The sequence below is a fragment of the Mumia zhuanghuii genome, from assembly GCF_042681565.1.
In the GTDB taxonomy this organism is placed as follows: domain Bacteria; phylum Actinomycetota; class Actinomycetes; order Propionibacteriales; family Nocardioidaceae; genus Mumia.
The window spans coordinates 1,457,717-1,476,341 of the sequence record NZ_JBHUFT010000008.1 but is presented as its reverse complement, the minus strand read 5'-3'; the positions used below and the strand labels follow the sequence as shown (position 1 = coordinate 1,476,341).

Genomic DNA, 18,625 nt, shown 5'->3' with positions numbered 1-18,625 from the left:
CCGAGCCATGCGCGACCTCAGCAGACGCCAGAGTCCGTTCTAACACGCCGACATGACAGACGAGATTAACGAGCCCGACGGCATCGGACGTCGGAGTTTCCTCGGGTACGTGCTGGCATCGGCGACCCTCGTCACCGGCGCCCGCCTGGCCCTCCCCGGTGAGGCCGAGGCCGCAGCCCTGCCGCAGCTGACGGACTTCCTCGACCTCAACGACATGATGACGGTGGCGGCGCTGCCGACGTCGCACCTCATCACCGTCGAGGTACGCCCCGACGGCACTGTGGCGTTCTCCCTCCCCCGGGCCGAGGTGGGCCAGGGCATCACCACCTCGACGGCCATGCTCATCGCCGAGGAGCTGGACGTCGGTCTCGACCGGATCCGCGTCACGCTCGCCGACGCCCGGCCGGAGCTCCTCTTCAACCAGCTCACCGGAGCCTCCAACACGACGATCGCCACGTTCACGCCGATCCGCGTCGCCGCGGCGATCGCGCGGCTCCGCCTGCTCGCCGCGGCCGCGACCGAGCTCGGCCGTCCGGCAGCCGACCTCACACTGAAGAACGGCGTCGTCACCGCTCCCGGTGGCGCATCCCTCGACATCGGTGCGCTCGCGGCGAAGGCGGCCAGCTCCCGCGTCGAGACCGTACGGGTCACGCTCAAGCCCAGCGACGACTTCACCGTGATCGGCACGCCCCGAACGCGCGTCGACGCGCTGGCTGCCGTGACCGGACGCAAGCAGTTCGCGATGGACCTGCAGGTCCCCGGCGCACTGCCGACGATGGTATGCCGGCCCCCGATGCTCAACGGCACCGTACGGTCGGTCGCCAACCTCGCCGCGGTGCGCGCCATGCCCGGCGTCACCGACGTGGTGCCGATCGCGACCGGCGTCGCCGTACGCGCCGAGACGTTCGGCCAGTGCATCGACGCGGTGCGAGCGTTGGAGGTCTCGTGGGGTCGGGGCACCGCTGAGGGCAAGTCGGACGACGACGTGCTCGCCGAGCTGCGGCGGGCCGAGCTCCCGATGGGACTGCCGCCCCTCACGCCGACGATCGACACCAGGTTCACGTTCGCGTTCCGCAGCAACAGCGCACTGGAGACGAACTGTGCCATCGCCGACGTGCGCGGTGGACGGGCCGAGATCTGGTCGTCGCTCAAGTCGCCGATCATCGCGCGGCAGACCCTCGCGCTCACGCTCAAGATCCCCGCCAGCGCCGTCACCGTGCACGTCACCGAGGGCGGCGGCTCGTTCGGCCGCAAGCTCTTCTTCGACGCCGCGCTCGAGGCCGCCGAGGTCTCGCAGAAGATCGGCAAGCCGGTGAAGCTGATGTGGCACCGCGCCGACGACAGCCGCCAAGGGCGCACCCACCCGATGGCGACCTCACGCGTGCGCGCGAACTACCTCGGCAGCTCCGTGCTCGGCTTCAAGCAGGTCCACACCAGCGTCGCCACCGACCTCGGCCACGGCCTGGGCGAGCTCATCACCGCGACGGTCGCGGGGCTGCCGGTGGGCGATTCGGCGTTCTCGCAGGTGTTCTTCCAGCTCTCGCAGACGATGCCGTACGACTTCGGGGTCGTCAGCCGGGTCCTGAACGAGACCGACCGCGGGTTCAACACCGGCAGCATGCGCAACGTCTACTCCCCCGACGTGACGTGCGCACGCGAGCTCGTCGTGGACCAGCTGGCGGCACGGATGCGCAAGGACCCCTACCAGTTCCGCCGGTCGATGCTGCGGACCGATCGAGCGCGCGCCGTCCTCGACAAGGTCGCCCAGGTCGGCAGCTGGGGACGGACGATGCCGGCCGGCACGGCGCAGGGCATCGCGCTCCACGACGAGTACCGCTCGGTCAGCGCCGTGCTCGTCGAGCTCGACTGCCGTCCCGAGACTGTCGGACGGCAGATCAGGGACGCCGTCGCCGGTCCTCGCGTCACCAAGGCCGTGATCGCGGTCGACGCCGGCCTCGCGGTGAACCCGCGCGGCCTCGAGGCGCAGATGATGGGGTGCCTGATGGACGGAATCGCCCTCGCCCTGACCTCCAGCCTCCACCTCCGCGACGGGTCGTTCCTCGAGGCCAGCTGGGACAACTACTTCTATACACGGCAGTGGAACACGCCCCCCGAGATCAAGATCGTCATCATGCCGACCACCACCGGCGAGCCCGGAGGTGCGGGCGAGCTCGGCGTCGCCGCGTCGTTCGCCGCCGTCGCCTGCGCGTACGGGAGAGCGACAGGGACCATGCCGACGTCGTTCCCGATCAACCATTCGACGCTCTCGTTCACCCCCAAGCCCACCGTTCCTCCGATCCCGCAGTCGCCCACCGACGGACTGACGTTCGTCCGCTGACGCACCGCATTCCCCCACGAGACCAAGGAGAACCACCGTGCCCCAGCACACCTTCGTGCTCAACGGCCGACAGGTCAGCGTCGACGTCGCTGACGGCGTGCGACTGCTGTGGGTCCTGCGTGACGTCCTGGGTGTCACTGGCCCGAAGTACGGCTGCGGGATCAACGTGTGCAAGGCATGCACGAGCCACCTCAACGGCAAGGCGTTCAACCCGTGCGCTGTCCCGGTGGACGCGCTCTCGCCGACCGACGAGGTGACAACGATCGAGGGGCTCCCCGACACGATCGGCGCCGAGCTCCACCCCATGCAGGAGGCGTGGCTCGCGCACGACGTCGCGCAGTGCGGCTTCTGCCAGCCGGGCCAGATCATGGCCGCCGTCGACCTCGTACGCCGTGTCGCCGCCGAGGGTCGCAGCGTCACCGACGACGACCTCGACAGCATCCGAAACATCTGTCGCTGCGGTACCTACCCCCGCATCCGGGAGGCGATCCGTACCGGCGCAGCGCGCATGTGAGTGTCGGACTGCGCGACCTCCGGCGGCCTTAGCCTGATCCCATGGTGAGCCTGGCCGCAGACGGCCGTTTCGAGACGTTCGGCTCGCAGCACCTCGCAGCGCTGGGTGTGTTCGCGGTTGGCCTCATCGCCGTGGTGTGGGTCGGGTGGCACGTACGGGGCACGGCCACCGAGACGCGGGTGAGCCGGGCGCTCGCAGTGGGCATCTGCGCGGTGACCATCCCGCTGCAGATCATGCAGTTCCTCCCGGACGAGTGGAACCCCCGTACCTCGCTCCCCTTCCAGCTCTGCGACCTCGCGTGGCTCTTCGCCGTGCACGCGCTCTGGACGCGCTCGCGCCTGACCGCCACCGTCACCTACTTGTGGGGCATCACGCTCACGACCCAGGGGATGCTGACCCCCGACCTCGCCGCGGCCTGGCCCGAGCCGCGCTTCCTCATGTTCTGGGCGATGCACCTCCTCATCGTCTGGGCGGCGGTCTATCTCGTGGTGGGCCTCGGGGTCTGGCCGACGTGGGCGACCTATCGGCGCACGGTCGCGATCACGCTCGTCTGGGCAGTGCTCGCCTTCATCTACAACGCGATCGCCGGGGTCAACTACGGCTATCTCAACGCGAAGCCTGGCCGGGCCTCGCTGCTCGACTATCTCGGGCCGTGGCCGTTGTACGTGGTCCTCGAGATCGTGATCGTCGCCACCGTCTGGGCGCTGCTGACCTGGCCGTGGACCCGCCGCGAGGCCAAGGCCACCGTCGCCGCTTAGCGCTCGTTCCGAAGGCCCTTGCATCGTCCCCACCCGCGGCCGGATCCGGCGACGGTCGCGCACCGGGTCGAGCCCGAAGACCGCGACCTCTCCGGCAGTCGGCTCTGCCAGCCCCTCCAGCAGGTCGAACGTCGAGGTCGAGCGACCGGACGGCCTCGAACGCGGTGTCCCCTTCGCCGTAGACGCGCCGCAGCCCTCGTACCTCGATCACGGGAGCCCGGTCAGCGGGCCTGGTCGCACTCCGTTCGTGGTTCATGCCTCCAGCCTCGTGGCGTACGGGCGCGGGCAGGAGTGCCGGCCGTCATGAAGGCGTGTGGATCCTCCACGGCCCGGGGATGACGAATGTCACGCGAACGCGGCGACCGTTCGATGGGAGCGATGAGTTCGACCCGGCCCGCAGGTCGACACCACGACCTGATCAACCGTCCCGAGGAGTGCACGATGACTGCCACCTACACCTTCGACGTCTTCTCGAGCCTCGACGGTTTCGGCACCGCCAGCGGCGGCGACTGGGGCGGCTACTGGGGCAAGCAAGGCCCCGAGCTGCTCGACCACCGTCTCGCCTCGTACGACGAGGAGCAGCGGATGGTCTTCGGGGCCAATACGTACCGGGCGTTCGTCCAGCTGCTGGGTTCGGGCACCGAGGAGTCGGTGTACGACGCCTGGGTCACCCGGATGATGAGCTTGCCGACGACGGTCGTGTCGTCCACCCTGCGAGGACCGCTCGACTGGCCGGACGCCACCCTTGCGGCTGGTGATGCCGTCGACGTCGTCGCCCGGCTCAAGGAGGCGTCCGACGTGCCGTTGCGCTCGCACGGAAGCCTGTCGATGAACCGTGCCCTCATGGCCGCTGGCCTGGTCGACCGCGTCGAAGTGACGGTGTTCCCTGTGATCACCGGGCAGTCCGGAACCGACCCGATCTTCGCCGGAGCGGCCGACTTCGACCTCGACCTGCTCGAGAGCCGGACCCTTGACGGCCGCATCCAAGAGCTCGTCTACCGGCCCACCCTGCACGGCTGAGCAGCGTGGAGCATCAACGAAGCGCTTGACCAGCAGGGCTATTCCAGTGCCAGAATAGGTGCGTGGACGAGGCCTCGTCCACGTGCGCGACGCCCCGGCCGCGCGAAGTCACGGCGCGTCTTCCACACGACGGACCTCGGCCGAGAGAGCGCGGCACGCAACGCCCTCGCGTTCCTCACCGAGCTCCGGACGGTGCCGCACCCGTTCCTTCTCGGCGTGGCCAACCTGCCGCTGCTCAACGAGCGCCAGTACGGCGCGGCGCTCCGTACCCGGCTCACCCGTCGAGGTACTCTCCGTGCCTCCTGGAGGCGGAAAGGCAGTGGCTCGCCAGCCGAGTCCAGGTGCTCGATGATCCGCACGACCGACAAGACCGACAAGACCGACATCAAGAAGAGCCTTGACGCCTACCAGGCCAAGAGAGGCGTTTTCAGACTCCTGGACGTGCCCGACATGCAATATCTGATGGTCGACGGACACGGCGATCCCAACACCTCACCGGCGTACGCCGACGCGCTCGCCGCGCTGTATCCCGTGGCGTACGCCGTGAAGTTCGCGAGCAAGAAGGACCTCGGACGTGACTACGTCGTTCCGCCGCTGGAGGGCCTGTGGTGGGCCGAGGACATGGACGCCTTCACCACGACGCGCGACAAGTCGCAGTGGGACTGGACCTTGATGATCATGACCCCGGACTGGATCGACCAGTCCATGGTCGACGCGGCCGTCGCCCGCACCGCAGCCAAAGCCCGGCCGGTCCGGCTCGACGAGCTGCGCCTCGCACCGCTGTCCGAGGGACGGTGCGTGCAGACGCTGCACGTCGGCTCCTTCGACGACGAGGCCGAGGTGCTGGCGCGGATGCATGACGAGTTCGTCCCCGACCACGGCCTGCGGATGACCGGCAAGCACCACGAGATCTACCTCAGCGACGCACGCAGGGTCGCCCCCGCCAAGCTGCGCACGATCCTCAGGCAGCCGGTGTCCCTCGCGCGGTCAGTGGCTGACGACCCCGCGACGTGACTGCAGGCGGGGCGCGATCCAGCGGTCCGAAAACCAGCCGGTGACTGTCGAGTAGACCGCCTTGTGGAAGAAGTCGGCCCGACGCTCGGTGCTCTCCCAGGTCGAGGGGCGGGGCACCCACGCCCGTCGCGTTCTCGACCACCCCGCGCAGCGCACCGAGCGTGGCCCTGTCCCTCAGTGCATCGCGTGGTTCCAGACCGGCGCCCGTCAGGGCGGCCCGACCGAGCAGGCCCGCCCTGTCGCGGTCCTTGCCCGCCCTCACGGGCGACGGCCCGGTGGACCCGTCGCCGCTCGACGCGGCGCGATCATGCGCGAGCCCATCACCCCCAGCACGACCATCACGACGCCGAGGCCGAGGTGGAGCCAGTTGTCCGCGTCGTTGACCGGGATGAAGTTCGCCGCGTGGTCGTGGTCGATGATCAGCCCGTAGAGCCACAGGAGGAGATAGACCACGCCGCCGCCGATCAGGTACGGCACAGCGGTCCTCGCGGCCCGTGCCGCCCAGAGCCCGACGACGCCGAACAGGAGGTGGACGATGTTGTGCAGGATCGAGACCTCGAAGATCCCGAGGAGCTTCGCATCGCTCTCATGTCCGGCGAAGGTCATCGTGTCGTAGTTCGTCGTGATGCCAGGGATGAACCCGAGGATCCCGACCAGGAGGAAGACCGCTCCCACGACCATCGTGAGGGTGCGCACGGTCTTCTCCTTCGCGGCGAGATCGCTGTCGTGGCCGCGGCTGGCTGCTGCTGAGTCGTCCATGGGAGACTCCCTTCGTCTCCGGACCGGTACCCGTCCCCGGCGTCCTCACGCCCGAGGGGCAGGAGGCAGCCTCGGGATGAGCGCCGTCGCCGCCGCCACGGCGACGCGCGCGGCGGCCTCGTCCTCCGAGGTGGCGACGACGCCGAACACCATGCGATGGGCGAGCAGAAGGTCGGCCATCGTCAGCTCGGGGTCGACGCGGCCCGCAGCGCGTGCACGGCCGAGGGCCGGTTCGAGCAGAGCGACCAAGCGCTCGGCGCCGTCGTAGTCGGCGGTGGCACGACGGGCGTCCACGAACATCTCGACGAACGCGGCATCGGTGATGGTCAGGTCCAGCAGCCGCGCCCACAGCTCCTCAAGCGCGCCTGCGTCGTCGCGCGACGAGACCTCTCGCAGCTCGACGAAGTTCTCCTCGAACACCGCGAAGCCGAGGGCGAGACGGTTGGGGAAGTGGCGGTAGAGCACACCCTGGCCGACCCCGGCCTCCTTGGCGATCTTGTACAGCGGAGCGTGATAGCCCTGCTCGGCGAAGACGCGCCGCGCCGCCGCCAGGATCGCCGCCCGGTTCTCGCCGGCCGCAGCAGGGCCGCGGTTGATCTGACGGCGCGGGGAAGGCATGCTGGGATCCTACTCCGGACAAGATTGTCCGGTAGCCTGTACAGGAGGCCTCCATGCCCGCGAACTCCCGTCCCGCGTCCTCGTACGACCACACTTACGACGTCGTTGTCGTCGGGTCCGGAGCCGCGGGGTTGTCGACCGCGATGGCAGCCGCCGACTCCGGGCTGAGCGTCGTGGTGCTGGAAAGCACCGACAAGTGGGGCGGCAACACGGCGATGTCGGGCGGCGGGATGTGGCTGCCGAACAACCCGCTGATGAAGCGTGACGACGTCGGCGACTCCCGAGAGGAGGCGCTGGCCTACCTCGAGGCCACCGTCGGGGAGCCGGGAGCCGCCAGCAACAGGGCCCGCAAGGAGGCATTCGTCGACGGCGTCGAGGACTTCGTCCTGACGGCCGAGAAGTACGGCGTGGAGCTGGTGCGCGCACCGGACTATGCCGACTACTACCCCGAGAAGTCGGGCGGCAAGATCGGTCGCGCTGTCGAGGTCAAGCCGTTCGACGTCAAGCGCATCGGCTCGTGGTGGGAGACCTGCCAGGCCCCGGTGGCCCTGCCGGTGAAGACCGACGACGTCTGGCTGTTGGGACGGGCATGGTCGACCCCGGCCGGATTCCGGCGCGGCGCCGAGCTCGTGTTCCGCGCCGCGGGAGGGGTCCTGCGCGGCAAGAAGCTCGCCGGCATCGGCGCTGCCTTCGCCGCCTCCTTCGTCGACGTGGTCGTGCAGAAGCAGAAGACTCCGCTGTGGCTAAACGCGCCGCTCGAGGACCTGATCATGGACGAAGGACACGTGGTCGGCGTCCGCGTCACCCGCGACGGCGAGCCCCTCACGATCGAGGCACGCCGCGGCGTCATGCTCGCTGGCGGCGGGTTCGACCAGAACAAGCAGATGCGACGCGAGCTGCAGGGGATCGAGGGCAACCCGTCCGGCGCACCTGGCAACCTCGGTCGCCCGATCGAGATCGCCTACAAGGCCGGCGCGGCGCTCGAGCTGATGGACGACGCCTGGTGGGGTGCGTCGATCGCGCCCGTCGACGGACACGGCGCGGCATTCATCGTCGGCGAGCGGTCGTTCCCGTACTCGATCATCGTCGACGGCAAGGGCGAGCGGTTCGCCAACGAGTCGGAGTCGTACGTCGACCTCGGGCACCACATGCTCGAGCACGACAAGGACGGACCGTACTGGTTCATCGCCGACACCCGGCACGCACGCCGTTATCTGCGGACGTACGCCATGGACCCGCGCCTCAACAAGAAGATGACCGAGGCAGGGATCATGGTGAAGGCCGACTCGCTCGCCGAGCTCGCCGGCAAGATCGGCGTCGACCCCACGCGTCTCGACGCGACGGTCGACCGCTTCAACGGTTTCGCCAAGGCGGGCGTCGACGGCGACTACGGCCGTGGCAACTCCGCGTACGACCGCTACTACGGCGACCCGCTCGTTCGCCCCAACCCGTGCCTGGGCCCGCTGGAGAAGGGCCCGTTCACGGCGTTCAAGGTGGTGATCGGCGACCTCGGCACCAAGGGCGGTGTCGTCACCGACGCCGATGCGCGCGTCCTGCGCGAGGACGGCTCGGTCATCGAGGGCCTGTACGCCGCGGGCAACAACTCTGCCGCCGTGATGGGGCGCACCTACCCTGGTCCCGGGTCGACCATCGGACCCGCAGCGGTGTTCGGCTTCCGCGGCGCGCGCCACATGGCAGCCTCGCGCTGAAAGGACGCGCCGCCGCGGACCGAGGTCCTCGGCAGCGTGTCAGTCACCGGTCTTCGTCACGCCGAACATCAGCACCCGACGATCGATGTCGTAGAACACGTTGGTCGTGTTGGTGAGGACGTCCTGAAGGTTGTCGGCGTCGTCCGCACTGACCGTCAGGACTTCCTCCCATGCGCCCTCGTCGAGCACCAGCTGAAGCGTCCAGAGGCCGTCCTCTCCGGCGCCGCCAGCAGCCCAGCTGAACTGGTAGTGCGTGACCTGGCGCACTCGCAGGCTGTCGTCGGTCACTCGTGTGCCACCGCTGTTCGCGGCCTTCTTCCTAGGGGGCATCGCCCTACTCCTCTTCCTCCCGCCCCGGCGCCCTATCGCGCCGTTGCTCCAGGAAGAAGCGGTACCCGGGCCTGCGGGACCTAAGCCCACACCTTGGGTCGCCAGCCACTCTCCCCATGCGTCCGCACCACGATTACGATGACGGGATGCCACGCCGACAAGATCCTGACGACTGGTTCGCCGAGCTGGCGCGGTCCTTGCGGGACCAGGGCGACGAGACCGACACACTCGACCAGGCCCTCAAGCTGGCGGTTGAGACGATAGAGGGCTGCGACGACGCTGCGATAAGCCTGATCCGCCGTGGCGGACGGATCGAGACCATCAACTCCACCGGGCCGCGAGCGCGAGAGGCCGACCACCTGCAGTACAAGATCGGTACGGGCCCGTGTCTCGACACGATCCACGACCACGAGACCACGCTGGTCCGCGACCTTTCGCAGGAGGACCGATGGCCGCGATGGAGCGAGCAGGTCAACCGCGACCTGGGGTTCGGCAGCGTCCTGTGCTTCCAGCTCTTCACCACCGCCGACGACTACGGCGCGCTGAACCTGTACGCCGACAAGGTCGACGCCTTCGACGACTCTGACCAGGTCGTCGGTGCTGCCATGGCCGCACACATCGCCGTGGCCGTCGACTCCTCACGGCAGATCGACCAGCTCGGCCGGTCGGTGCGCACGCGCACCGTCATCGGCCAGGCGATGGGCATCGTCATGGAGCGGTACGACCTCGACGCCACGCGGGCCTTCCGCTTTCTTCAGCGTGTCTCGAGCATCACCAACACTCGGCTCCTCGCCGTTTCCGAGCACATCGTGGCGACCCGGCAGATCCCCCAGCCTGACAACACCTAGCCCGCCGACGACTCCGCGCGGCGGCGATGTCACAAGGGACAGCCCGGGCGTCCGTTTTCTCGACCCGCCCGGGCCTGATGCTCGACCGTTGGCGCCCACGGCCAAGCAGTGCTCGTCCGGTGCCCCACTGTGCCCGGTCCTAACGGCAGGAACGTGCCCAATGGGCCGGTGGGAGGCATCGCGCCTGCCCCCCAACCGGCCCAGAGCATGAGTCAGAATCTCCCGAACGGCCGCGGGCTCGCGTACCCGAACGTGTCGCCGGCGCTGAACGCGTTGACGCCGAACGTCGAGTTGAGCGCACCAGCAGCAGTGCCCGTCAAGGTCAGCTTGACCAGGCCCAGCCCTGGGCGGTTCGAACGGCGGATCTTGAACAGGTCGACGCGCCCCACGTTGCCGACGGAGCCGGAGACCTTGCCGCTGACCCGCTGGCGGCCGAGATCGATGGTGAACTTCCTCAGCGAGATCGTGGCGGATCCTGCCGTGAGGCTGATCCCGCCGCTGTGCTTGATCTGCACCTTCTTGAGCGAGTAGCCGGTGATCGGGAACCGGGCCGCGAGCGTGCCCTTGTAGGCGAACGCTTTCGCCCCACCGACTGCCGCGGGCGTGATGCCTGCGCCTGCGATGAGCGAGTAGACGGCCGGATCGACGACGACCTGCGTGTAGCCGACCTTCGCCCGCCGCTGCTCCTGTGCCTGTGCCGGGGCTCCGACCCCGATGGCGACCAACCCCACGACCGCAAGGAACGCGGTGAGGACCTTGATGAACGTACGTTTCGACATGCGAACAATCCCTCCATCTGGTGGCGACCAGATACCTGGTCTCTGTGTTCTTCGGTCGCTGACCCCGTTCGGTTGCCGGGGGCAGGCGTCATCTCGCAGGTTCGTCGGCCGCTCTCAAGATCTCTCCCAGCCGTCGCTTCCCTCGGAAGGCACGCGCTTTGACCGTCCCCATGGGGACCTGGAGGCGCGCGGCGATCTCTCGCAGCGGGAGGTCGTCGAAGTACGCCAGCTCGAGGACCGCGCGTTCATGCCCGGGCAACCTCGCGACGGCGGACCGGACGAGCGCGGCATCCGCGAGCCGGTTTACGGTGTCCCTTCCGTCTTCTCCTGCGAGCTCACGCAGCGCTTCGAGGTCGACGACCCCATGCCTGCGAGCCCGCAGCGCATCGATCGCACGGTGATGAGCGATCGTGAAGAGCCACCCGGTGAACCGCTGGCTCGGGTCGTACCCCGACGCTCCCCGCCACACGTCGAGGAAGGTGCGCTGCATCACGTCCTCTGCCTCGTGCCTGCCGACATATCTGGTCACGTAGGCGAGCACGACAGGGGCGTACGTCTCGTAGGCCTCGCGGAGGGCGGCCTCGTCCCTCCGGGTGATGCGCACGCCGAACGTCTGCTCACCGGGATCGAGAAGGTCCATGCGGGTGCTTCGCGGCCGACGCTGGCCTGGATGGCCGAACGGGACAATTTTCGGGCATCAGGTGGGCGGCCCGTACGTCAGAGGGTCAGGAGGACCTTCGTCGCTCGTCGCTCGTCCATCGCCCTGTAGGCCTCAGCAGCATCCGCGAGAGGCAGGGCGAGATCGAAAACCCTGCCGGGATCGATCGTACGGTCCCAGATCAGCTGGATGAGCTCAGGGAGGAACCGGCGCACCGGGGCGGGCCCGCCGTGCAGGTGCACGCTGGTGAAGAACAGCTCCGTGCCGTCGAGCTCCACGCCGTGGGAGACACCGACGTATCCGACGTACCCGCCGGGGCGCGTCGCGCGGATCGCCTGCCACATCGCCTCCTGAGAGCCGACAGCCTCGACCGCCCCGTGAGCCCCGTACCCGGCGGTGAGCTCGACCACCTTCGCCGCGCCCTCCTCGCCGCGTTCCTCGAGGATGTCGGTCGCGCCGAACTCGCGAGCCAGGGCCTGGCGTGCGGGGTGCCGACTGAAGGCGATGATGCGCTCGGCGCCGAGATGCTTCGCCGCGAGCACCGCCGAGAGACCGACCGCACCGTCGCCGACGACGGCGATGGTCTTGCCCGGACCGGCCTCGGCGGCGACCGCCCCGTACCAGCCGGTCCCGAGCACGTCGGACGCGGCGAGCAGCGACGGGATCAGATCGTCATCCGGCTGTCCGGGGGTCGCGACGAGCGTGCCGTCGGCCAGCGGGACGCGCGCCCGCTCTGCCTGCGTCCCGAGCGCGCCCATCATCACCTGGTGGATGCAGCGGGACTGGTAGCCGGCCTGGCAGATCTCGCACGTGTTGTCGGAAGCGACGAACGAGCCGACGACGAAGTCGCCGACCTTGACGTTCTTCACGTCCGACCCGATCTGCTCGACCACCCCGACGTACTCGTGCCCCATCGCCGCCGGTGACGCGGCCATCGGCTCGACGCCGCGGTACGGCCACAGGTCTGACCCGCACACACAAGTCGCGGTCAATCGCAAGATCGCGTCCGTCGGCTCGACGATCTGCGGGTCGTCTCGCTCCTCCGTACGGACGTCGCCGGGGGCGTACATCATGACTCCACGCATGTCGGTAACCTCCTCACCGCCACTCTCCCCGCCCTCGCACCGACGCGCTCGGCGGACGGGTCCGTCGTGCTCAGTCCAGGTAGCGCCGTGCGACCACGGCCTGCTGGTCCGCCGGACGGCCACGCTGCATCGTCCACGCCAGCCGCACGAGCAGGCCGTGCGACCAGACCAGCGGCGTCGCCGCACGGGTGCCCTCCCCGGCCGTACAGCATGGCCGTCCGGTCGGTGGCCGACCGTCCCACACCTGTTCGGAGATCATGTCGCCACCGTTGGCTGACGCCGCGATCGTGGCGAGGTACGAGGACGCGTCGCGCCCTGCCGCCACCTCCTGCTCTCCGCGCTCGCCGGTGAGGATCGGCCAACCGCGACCGAGGGTCGTGAAGGTGCCTGGCTCGGTGATCTCCCACTGGCCGCCGTCGCGCGTCTCTCCGTAGCCGTCGAGGCTGAACCGCCGCCAGAACGGTCCGTTCGGGGTCTGCACCTTCAGCTCCTGGTCGACCACGGCCAGCGAGGAGGCGATCACCGGGTCGTCGGCGGGCAGGATCCCCCACCGTGCGAGAGCGAGGAAGCTAGGGTCGACCACGCGGCGCTGGTCGATCTGCACGGGCCCGCCGTCGCCCATCTGGTATGGCGAAGCGGTGTTGGGCAGGCCGTTCTTCGTCAGCCGCAGGAAGTACGGGTTCGTCGAGAGCGGACCGTTGGTGGTGACGGTCCAGCCCTTCGCCTGCGCCGCCCAGCTGTCGGCGAGCCTCAGCCAGCGCTGCGCGGACGCCGGGTCACCGTTCGTGCGGGCGATGTCAGCGGCACACACGAGACCCGCGATCTGCGCGGCGATCGAGTTCGGCGAGTAGCCGGACTGGTTCTCCCAGCGTTCCTGGGGCGAGTACGGGGCGGGGCGCCCCGTCTCCTCGTCGCGGAAGCGCTCGAGGAAGGTCGCGGCACGTTTCACGCCCTCGTACGTCCGGCGGTCGGTCTTGCCGGTAAGCCTCGCGAGCACGATCGGCAGTGCCACCTCGTCGAGCTGCAGCTCCGACCACACAGGGGTGCCCTGCACGTCGGAGTTCTGCGGGAAGGACCCGTCAGGCCTCTGCTGGACACGGAACAGCCAGTCGACGATCCGCCGTGCGGCGGCCTCGTCGCCCATGGCCCACATCGCGCTGCCGAACTCGTACGAGTCGCGCGACCAGACCAGGTGATAGGCGCCGGACGGCGACGACAGGTCCGGCACCTCGTCGCCCCACACCCACGGCGCGGACGGCGAGGCGACGACGGCGCCGGGGTTGCGCTTGTCCTCGGCAGCCGCGAGCACGAGCGCCGACGCGAGGTACTGGCGCCTGACCGGGGCCGCGGTCGCCGGCACCCGCTTCAGGCCGGCGAGGTAGCGGTGCCAGCCTCGGTCGTACCGGCGCTGCAGCGACGACCAACCGGCACGCGCGCTCGACGCGGCGGTCGCGCGCGCGTCGGACACACCTCGTCCGAAGCCGAGCGTCAGCGTCGCGCGCTGCCGACCGGGCAGCCCGTCGACGCGACTCACGCGTGCGGTCTGGACGACGTTGCCGGGACCGGCCGATCGGTGACGTCGATCGAGCCTGTGGTCGTCGCGCAGGTCTGGCCACCCGTCGCTGGCCAGCCCGGCGTAGCCGTTGCTGCTCGCTCCGAGCCGCGGCTGCGCACGCAACGCGGTGGCGACCTGACCGTCGGAGGCCACGAGCGTCTGGCCGACCGTACGGGCGCGGTCGTCCATGCCGCCGTTGTTCAGCGCCGGGTCGTGCCGGACGAAGAGCCGGTAGCGGCGACCGTCCAGCGACTGCAGCCGCACACGGACCACGAGCGCGGCACGACGTGGGTCGGTCACGACCTGCTTGACGACGCGATAGCGCCCGGGACGGCCGCCGACCTGGCGGAACCGCAGGCTGCGCGCATCAGGACGGGCGGTGGCCGGGCGCATGTCGACGGCCTCGCGGTCGGTGAACGTGGCACCGTCGGTGACGGCGAGCTCGAGGCTGCGCACGCTGGGCGTCGACAGGTCCGGATAGAACACCTCGCTCACCCGGCCACGCTGCAGCGTGAACCACACGTTGCTGCGTCGGTCGCGCGCGGTGCCGAAGCCGGTCTTGTCGGCCTCGGTCCAGGTGCTCTTGACTCCCGGACCACCGGGTGCGGGAACACCGGGTGCCGCGGAGGCCGACGGGCTGGCGAGCAGCGAGGCACCGAGCAGCAGTGCTGCGGTGGGCGCCAGAGCGGCGCGAGGATGCGGGATCGGGCGGTGTGCGGACATGAGGGACCTCCGTAACGCTGCCCGACTGGTTCCCCTCGACCGGTTTCACAAACCACGAGCGTCGATTGCGTCGAGGTCGCGGAGGGCAAGGCGGAGGTGCTCCCACTCCTCCGCGAGGACGACGTGCAGACACGACAGAACGGACTTGCGTGCGATGCGACCACGGGTTCGTACAGCAGTGACGTGTCGGCTCGAGCGCATCGGAGTACGGTCAGGCGAGGAGGTGCGATGAACGCAGGATCTCTCGAGATCGCCCAGGCGCTGACCGATGCCGCGCGGGCGATCCACCAGCCCCGCTCGCTCGAAGCCACTCTCGATGCGATCGTCGAGGCCGCGCGCGACACCGTGCCGGGGTTCGACCACGTCGGCATCTCGGTCGCCCACAGCAACGGCGAGATCGAGACGCTCGCCGGCACCGACCAGCTGGTCTGGGAGCTCGACACCCTTCAGTACCAGCTGGGCCAGGGACCATGTGTCGACGCGATCCGCGAGTTCCCCATCGTGCCGGTCGAGAAGGCAGCAGAGGACCCGAGGTGGCCCGACTACATGCCGGCTGCCGCACGGGCCGGCCTGCGCGCCCAGCTGGGCGTCCGGCTGTTCAACGAGGACGAGACGCTCGGAGGCTTGAACCTCTACTCGGTCCACGCCGACACGATCGCCGCAGGAGCCGTCGAGCTCGCGGCCCTGTTCGCCTCCCACGCGACCATCGCGCTGGGACGTGCACGCAAGGAGGAGCACCTCAACGATGCGCTGGTGACCCGCAAGGTGATCGGGCAGGCCATCGGGATCGTCTGCGAGCGCTACAAGATCACTGAGGACCAGGTGTTCCACTTCCTCGTTCGCGCGTCGTCGACCAGCAACATCAAGCTCCGTGGCATCGCACAGGAGATCGTCGACAGCACCAACCAGGAGTACGAGCGGGGAGCAGACGACTGAACGATCCAGCGTGCCTGGCGTCAGCCGAGCGGCTCCAGCCCTGCGATCCCGATCGCGACGACAGCAGCGAGAAGGATCGAGCCCGTCGCCACCACCAGCCATCTCACCCGGTCTGCGCGCCTGCTCCGCTTCTCGTACGTCGCCGCCGCATCTTCGACCGACACAGCGTCGTCCTTGTTTCGTCCCACCTGTTGACCCCCTGTCTCCACCGTCCTCGGGCGTCCTCGCCCGGACGTGCTGGACGGGTACCCACTTGCAGCGGACCCAAGCGGCTCTCGGCCGAGCAGGCGGATGGAGCGATGTACGAAGACTCGCCGCGCTGGTGATCGCTGCCTTCGCCGTCCGCGAGGGCGTCGAAGGCTTGGTGCGGTGACACCTGCTGATGCCCTCCGCTACCGGCTGAGGGCTCGTACGGCGAGCGTGCGGAAGGACGCAGGGTCGTCCACCCACGGGAAGTGCCCGGCGCCCTCCTGGACGACGAGCTCGCCACGGGGGAACAGGCCGGCGACCTCCGACATCGCGTCAACGGGGTTGCCCACGTCCGCGCTGCCGGCGACGACCACGACCGGGACGTCGAGCGCGGCCAGCGCCGCCCGCGTCGCCGGCGGGTCGAACGCCCCGTCCGCCCCGAACGCCTGCGCCGCCACGGCGTTGCGCGACGCCTCCATCGCGGCGTCGTACGCGGCCACCTCCGCGTCCCAGCGCCCGTAGCTGAACGGGGTGATCGCCGCCCAGTCGCCGTCGCCGGCAGCACCAGACTGGACCCGCGCCAGTGCGGCTGCGGCAGCGTCGTACCAGGGCTCAGCCGAGCGAGACCGCGCCACCTCCGACCGCGCCTCGTCGCTAATCTCGACACCGACGGCCCGCGTGCTCGGTGTCACCAGCACCAGCCGATCCACGCGGTCGGGATAGCGCTCGGCATAACGGAACACGACGTTCGCCCCGGCCGAGTGCCCGAGCAGAGCGACGCGGTCGAGCCCGAGATGGAGGCGGAGCGTCTCGAGGTCGTCGACGAGCCGGTCGCACCGGTACGTCGCCGGGTCCGCCGGCGTCCCCGAGGCACCGCTCCCTCGGGGGTCGACGAGGACGAGCTCGGCGTGATCACTCAGGCCACCGAGGTCTCCGAGATAGTCAGCCGGGAGCATCGGGCCACCCGGGACGCAGACGAGCGGCGCGCCAGCCCCGATGCAGCGGTAGGCCAACAGCGTCCCGTCAGGAGCATGGAGAGGCATGCCGAACCGCCCGTCTTCGCCGGTGCCGCTGACGAACGCGGCCGTGATGCCCGATCGTACGGTCAGCGCCTGGTCATGGTGGACGGGTAGCCGCCGCCTCCCGGATAGACCCACTCCCCCGCCATGCTGCGGTCACCGTCGGTGAAGGTGCCACGGAAGTACGCGGGGCTCCCCTTGGCGCCCGCCCAGATCGTCAGCGTGTCGCCGTCGAGCTCGTACACGTAGTCGAGCGTGTTGCCGGTCGAGTCGTAGAACCGCGAGACGACATCCTCCCCTGCCGGCTCACCGAACGGACGGAGGTTGCCGATGACCTCGAACCCCGTCGTCGCCTGCCCGAACTGTGACAGCTCGACGCGTTGGATCAAGAAGTAGCCACCGTCCATCCACTCGTAGGTGACGACGCCCTCGGCGCCGCCGGTCACCTCCCAGGTCCCGACCAGGCGATCGAGTGCGACGAGCGCCTTGCTCGGTGCAGGCGGCGCCTCCATCCCGTACGCGTCGATGTCGGCGGCCGTCGTGTCCTTCGTGCTCATGCGAGCTCCTCTCCAGTGGTGCGCACCCCGAGGGGTGCCGTCACTGCTACCTCGGAGCCGGTTCGCCGGTCTCGACATCGCGACATGAGCGCGTGACGTGATCCAGATCACCTGGCGCGCGATGTCGAGATCCTCGCGGCCGCAACGAGGTGGCGGTGACGGCGACTCCAGACGGCGTCTCCAGGAAGGGCAGACCATGAGCACACCCACCCGGCGGCTCCTTGCCGCGGCAGCCCTCGCAGGCCCCGTGTTCTACACCTCCGCGATCGCGCAGATGGTCACGCGTGACGGGTTCGACCTGCGCGAGCACCCGATCAGCCAGCTCTCGACCGACGACCTCGGCTGGGTCCAGAGGGCGACGTTCGTCATCGCCGGTCTCGGCGTGCTCGGCCTCGCCGTGGCACACCGCCGCCTCGTGACCACCGGCGTCGGTCGGCGCTGGTTGCCGATCCTCATCGGCGTCTTCGGGGGCGGACTGGCCGTCGCCGGCCTGTTCGTGATGGACCCGCAGTACGCCTTCCCGGCCGGCACCCCGGACGCCCCGGCGCCGGAGATGTCCTGGCACAGCGTGGTGCACTCCGGAGCTGCCGCGGTCGCGTTCACCGCGCTCGCCGTCGCCTGCGTCGTGCTGACCGTGCGCGCGATCGGCGCACGTCGTACGCTGCCCGCGATCGGCAGCGGACTCGCCGCCGTGATCCTACTCGTCCCCGTGTCGCCGACCCACGCGAGCATCCAGATCGCCGTCACCGGCCTGGTCGCCTTCGGATGGGTGTCGGCGTACGCCCTGCACCTTCGCCGTCTCGCCTCGTGACCGTCCCGCCCAGGAGGAACCTCATGAAGTACCTGCTTCTCAGCTACACGCCGTCGGCCGATTGGGACGCGGCCACCGCCGACGTCCCCTCGGAGGAGGCGTTCGCCGCCTTCGAGGCGTACCAGAAGTTCGAGGCCGAGCTCCGCGAGACCGGGGAGTTCGTGACGAGCGAAGGGCTTGGACACCCCGCCGTGACGACGACCGTCCGCAAGACAGACGGTGGGGTCGTCGCCACCGACGGGCCGTTCGCCGAGCTGAAGGAGGTCCTGGCGAGCTTCGCGGTCATCGACTGCGCGAGCCAGGAGCGGGCGGTCGAGATCGTCGGCCGGATGGTCGACGTCCTCGGTGAACCCATGGAGATCCGGCCGATCATGGGCGACGACTACGCCGCCTGAGGTCGGGTCC

At 69.5% G+C, this 18,625-nt stretch carries 20 protein-coding genes; 10 read left to right on the top strand and 10 right to left on the bottom strand.

What is annotated here, in order from left to right; all coding sequences use genetic code 11:
- The first annotated feature begins 52 nt into the window (after positions 1–52).
- The 5 genes from ACFSDF_RS15575 (at position 53) to ACFSDF_RS15555 (ending at position 5,644) form a co-directional block, all read left to right on the top strand.
- Entirely contained in the window at positions 53–2,338 is a 2,286-nt protein-coding gene (locus ACFSDF_RS15575; protein WP_377158151.1) for a molybdopterin cofactor-binding domain-containing protein, read from the top strand.
- Positions 2,339–2,375: 37 nt separating this feature from the next.
- The gene (locus ACFSDF_RS15570) at positions 2,376–2,852 is read left to right on the top strand and encodes a (2Fe-2S)-binding protein (protein WP_167250113.1); all 477 of its coding nucleotides are present in this window, start codon (positions 2,376–2,378) and stop codon (positions 2,850–2,852) included.
- A 41-nt stretch (positions 2,853–2,893) separates the two neighbouring features.
- Positions 2,894–3,610 (top strand): YwaF family protein, encoded by a 717-nt coding sequence (locus tag ACFSDF_RS15565; RefSeq protein ID WP_167004215.1) that lies wholly within the window; start codon positions 2,894–2,896, stop codon positions 3,608–3,610.
- Between the two features lie 441 nt (positions 3,611–4,051).
- Positions 4,052–4,630: a dihydrofolate reductase family protein gene (locus ACFSDF_RS15560; protein ID WP_167004218.1), complete on the top strand. Its 579-nt coding sequence runs from the start codon at positions 4,052–4,054 to the stop codon at positions 4,628–4,630.
- 348 nt (positions 4,631–4,978) lie between these two features.
- Complete coding sequence (locus ACFSDF_RS15555; RefSeq protein WP_377158148.1) at positions 4,979–5,644, top strand: GyrI-like domain-containing protein; 666 nt, start codon at positions 4,979–4,981, stop codon at positions 5,642–5,644.
- Between the two features lie 258 nt (positions 5,645–5,902).
- Here the strand turns inward: ACFSDF_RS15555 and ACFSDF_RS15550 are convergent, their stop codons facing one another.
- The gene (locus tag ACFSDF_RS15550) at positions 5,903–6,403 is read right to left on the bottom strand and encodes a DUF4383 domain-containing protein (protein ID WP_167004222.1); all 501 of its coding nucleotides are present in this window, start codon (positions 6,401–6,403) and stop codon (positions 5,903–5,905) included.
- Between the two features lie 45 nt (positions 6,404–6,448).
- Positions 6,449–7,021 carry a TetR/AcrR family transcriptional regulator gene (locus tag ACFSDF_RS15545; RefSeq protein ID WP_377158146.1) on the bottom strand — a complete coding sequence of 191 codons (573 nt, stop codon included), beginning with the start codon at positions 7,019–7,021 and terminating at the stop codon, positions 6,449–6,451.
- A gap of 53 nt (positions 7,022–7,074) precedes the next feature.
- On the opposite strand from ACFSDF_RS15545, the gene ACFSDF_RS15540 reads away from it, so the two are divergent.
- Positions 7,075–8,730: an FAD-dependent oxidoreductase gene (locus tag ACFSDF_RS15540; protein WP_377158144.1), complete on the top strand. Its 1,656-nt coding sequence runs from the start codon at positions 7,075–7,077 to the stop codon at positions 8,728–8,730.
- Between the two features lie 39 nt (positions 8,731–8,769).
- Here ACFSDF_RS15540 and ACFSDF_RS15535 read toward each other — a convergent pair whose 3' ends face one another.
- Positions 8,770–9,018 (bottom strand): hypothetical protein, encoded by a 249-nt coding sequence (locus ACFSDF_RS15535; RefSeq protein WP_377158142.1) that lies wholly within the window; start codon positions 9,016–9,018, stop codon positions 8,770–8,772.
- A gap of 188 nt (positions 9,019–9,206) precedes the next feature.
- Between ACFSDF_RS15535 and ACFSDF_RS15530 the strand changes: the two genes are divergently transcribed.
- A complete protein-coding gene (locus tag ACFSDF_RS15530; protein WP_167004234.1) occupies positions 9,207–9,908 on the top strand; it encodes a GAF and ANTAR domain-containing protein in 702 nt (233 codons plus the stop codon).
- A gap of 212 nt (positions 9,909–10,120) precedes the next feature.
- Here the strand turns inward: ACFSDF_RS15530 and ACFSDF_RS15525 are convergent, their stop codons facing one another.
- The 4 genes from ACFSDF_RS15525 to ACFSDF_RS15510 form a co-directional block, all read right to left on the bottom strand.
- Positions 10,121–10,687 carry a hypothetical protein gene (locus tag ACFSDF_RS15525; RefSeq protein WP_167250102.1) on the bottom strand — a complete coding sequence of 189 codons (567 nt, stop codon included), beginning with the start codon at positions 10,685–10,687 and terminating at the stop codon, positions 10,121–10,123.
- 88 nt (positions 10,688–10,775) lie between these two features.
- Entirely contained in the window at positions 10,776–11,327 is a 552-nt protein-coding gene (locus ACFSDF_RS15520) for an RNA polymerase sigma factor (protein WP_167004239.1), read from the bottom strand.
- 77 nt (positions 11,328–11,404) lie between these two features.
- Positions 11,405–12,430 carry a zinc-dependent alcohol dehydrogenase family protein gene (locus ACFSDF_RS15515; RefSeq protein WP_377158139.1) on the bottom strand — a complete coding sequence of 342 codons (1,026 nt, stop codon included), beginning with the start codon at positions 12,428–12,430 and terminating at the stop codon, positions 11,405–11,407.
- A gap of 70 nt (positions 12,431–12,500) precedes the next feature.
- The gene (locus ACFSDF_RS15510; protein ID WP_377158137.1) at positions 12,501–14,708 is read right to left on the bottom strand and encodes a glycoside hydrolase family 15 protein; all 2,208 of its coding nucleotides are present in this window, start codon (positions 14,706–14,708) and stop codon (positions 12,501–12,503) included.
- Between the two features lie 228 nt (positions 14,709–14,936).
- Here ACFSDF_RS15510 and ACFSDF_RS15505 point away from each other — a divergent pair, with 228 nt between their 5' ends.
- Positions 14,937–15,644 (top strand): GAF and ANTAR domain-containing protein, encoded by a 708-nt coding sequence (locus tag ACFSDF_RS15505; protein ID WP_377158135.1) that lies wholly within the window; start codon positions 14,937–14,939, stop codon positions 15,642–15,644.
- 20 nt (positions 15,645–15,664) lie between these two features.
- Here the strand turns inward: ACFSDF_RS15505 and ACFSDF_RS15500 are convergent, their stop codons facing one another.
- The 3 genes from ACFSDF_RS15500 to ACFSDF_RS15490 form a co-directional block, all read right to left on the bottom strand.
- Complete coding sequence (locus ACFSDF_RS15500; protein WP_167004249.1) at positions 15,665–15,832, bottom strand: hypothetical protein; 168 nt, start codon at positions 15,830–15,832, stop codon at positions 15,665–15,667.
- A 204-nt stretch (positions 15,833–16,036) separates the two neighbouring features.
- Positions 16,037–16,876 (bottom strand): alpha/beta fold hydrolase, encoded by an 840-nt coding sequence (locus ACFSDF_RS15495; RefSeq protein WP_167250094.1) that lies wholly within the window; start codon positions 16,874–16,876, stop codon positions 16,037–16,039.
- A gap of 62 nt (positions 16,877–16,938) precedes the next feature.
- Positions 16,939–17,409, bottom strand: a complete 471-nt coding sequence (locus ACFSDF_RS15490) for a hypothetical protein (RefSeq protein WP_377158132.1) — start codon at positions 17,407–17,409, stop codon at positions 16,939–16,941.
- Between the two features lie 196 nt (positions 17,410–17,605).
- Here ACFSDF_RS15490 and ACFSDF_RS15485 point away from each other — a divergent pair, with 196 nt between their 5' ends.
- Together ACFSDF_RS15485 and ACFSDF_RS15480 are read left to right on the top strand one after the other, a co-directional pair.
- A complete protein-coding gene (locus ACFSDF_RS15485) occupies positions 17,606–18,220 on the top strand; it encodes a DUF998 domain-containing protein (protein ID WP_377158130.1) in 615 nt (204 codons plus the stop codon).
- A 23-nt stretch (positions 18,221–18,243) separates the two neighbouring features.
- A complete protein-coding gene (locus tag ACFSDF_RS15480; RefSeq protein WP_167004257.1) occupies positions 18,244–18,615 on the top strand; it encodes a YciI family protein in 372 nt (123 codons plus the stop codon).
- Positions 18,616–18,625 lie beyond the last annotated feature (10 nt).

Bases quoted from the DNA above. Each gene is read 5' to 3' on its own strand.
- ACFSDF_RS15505 (WP_377158135.1), top strand. From the start codon at position 14,937: ATGAACGCAGGATCTCTCGAGATCGCCCAGGCGCTGACCGATGCCGCG.
- ACFSDF_RS15510 (WP_377158137.1), bottom strand. From the start codon at position 14,708: ATGTCCGCACACCGCCCGATCCCGCATCCTCGCGCCGCTCTGGCGCCC.
- ACFSDF_RS15485 (WP_377158130.1), top strand. From the start codon at position 17,606: ATGAGCACACCCACCCGGCGGCTCCTTGCCGCGGCAGCCCTCGCAGGC.
- ACFSDF_RS15515 (WP_377158139.1), bottom strand. From the start codon at position 12,430: ATGCGTGGAGTCATGATGTACGCCCCCGGCGACGTCCGTACGGAGGAG.
- ACFSDF_RS15490 (WP_377158132.1), bottom strand. From the start codon at position 17,409: ATGAGCACGAAGGACACGACGGCCGCCGACATCGACGCGTACGGGATG.
- ACFSDF_RS15540 (WP_377158144.1), top strand. From the start codon at position 7,075: ATGCCCGCGAACTCCCGTCCCGCGTCCTCGTACGACCACACTTACGAC.
- ACFSDF_RS15550 (WP_167004222.1), bottom strand. From the start codon at position 6,403: ATGGACGACTCAGCAGCAGCCAGCCGCGGCCACGACAGCGATCTCGCC.
- ACFSDF_RS15520 (WP_167004239.1), bottom strand. From the start codon at position 11,327: ATGGACCTTCTCGATCCCGGTGAGCAGACGTTCGGCGTGCGCATCACC.
- ACFSDF_RS15525 (WP_167250102.1), bottom strand. From the start codon at position 10,687: ATGTCGAAACGTACGTTCATCAAGGTCCTCACCGCGTTCCTTGCGGTC.
- ACFSDF_RS15530 (WP_167004234.1), top strand. From the start codon at position 9,207: ATGCCACGCCGACAAGATCCTGACGACTGGTTCGCCGAGCTGGCGCGG.
- ACFSDF_RS15480 (WP_167004257.1), top strand. From the start codon at position 18,244: ATGAAGTACCTGCTTCTCAGCTACACGCCGTCGGCCGATTGGGACGCG.
- ACFSDF_RS15575 (WP_377158151.1), top strand. From the start codon at position 53: ATGACAGACGAGATTAACGAGCCCGACGGCATCGGACGTCGGAGTTTC.
- ACFSDF_RS15560 (WP_167004218.1), top strand. From the start codon at position 4,052: ATGACTGCCACCTACACCTTCGACGTCTTCTCGAGCCTCGACGGTTTC.
- ACFSDF_RS15495 (WP_167250094.1), bottom strand. From the start codon at position 16,876: ATGCCTCTCCATGCTCCTGACGGGACGCTGTTGGCCTACCGCTGCATC.
- ACFSDF_RS15555 (WP_377158148.1), top strand. From the start codon at position 4,979: ATGATCCGCACGACCGACAAGACCGACAAGACCGACATCAAGAAGAGC.
- ACFSDF_RS15545 (WP_377158146.1), bottom strand. From the start codon at position 7,021: ATGCCTTCCCCGCGCCGTCAGATCAACCGCGGCCCTGCTGCGGCCGGC.
- ACFSDF_RS15565 (WP_167004215.1), top strand. From the start codon at position 2,894: ATGGTGAGCCTGGCCGCAGACGGCCGTTTCGAGACGTTCGGCTCGCAG.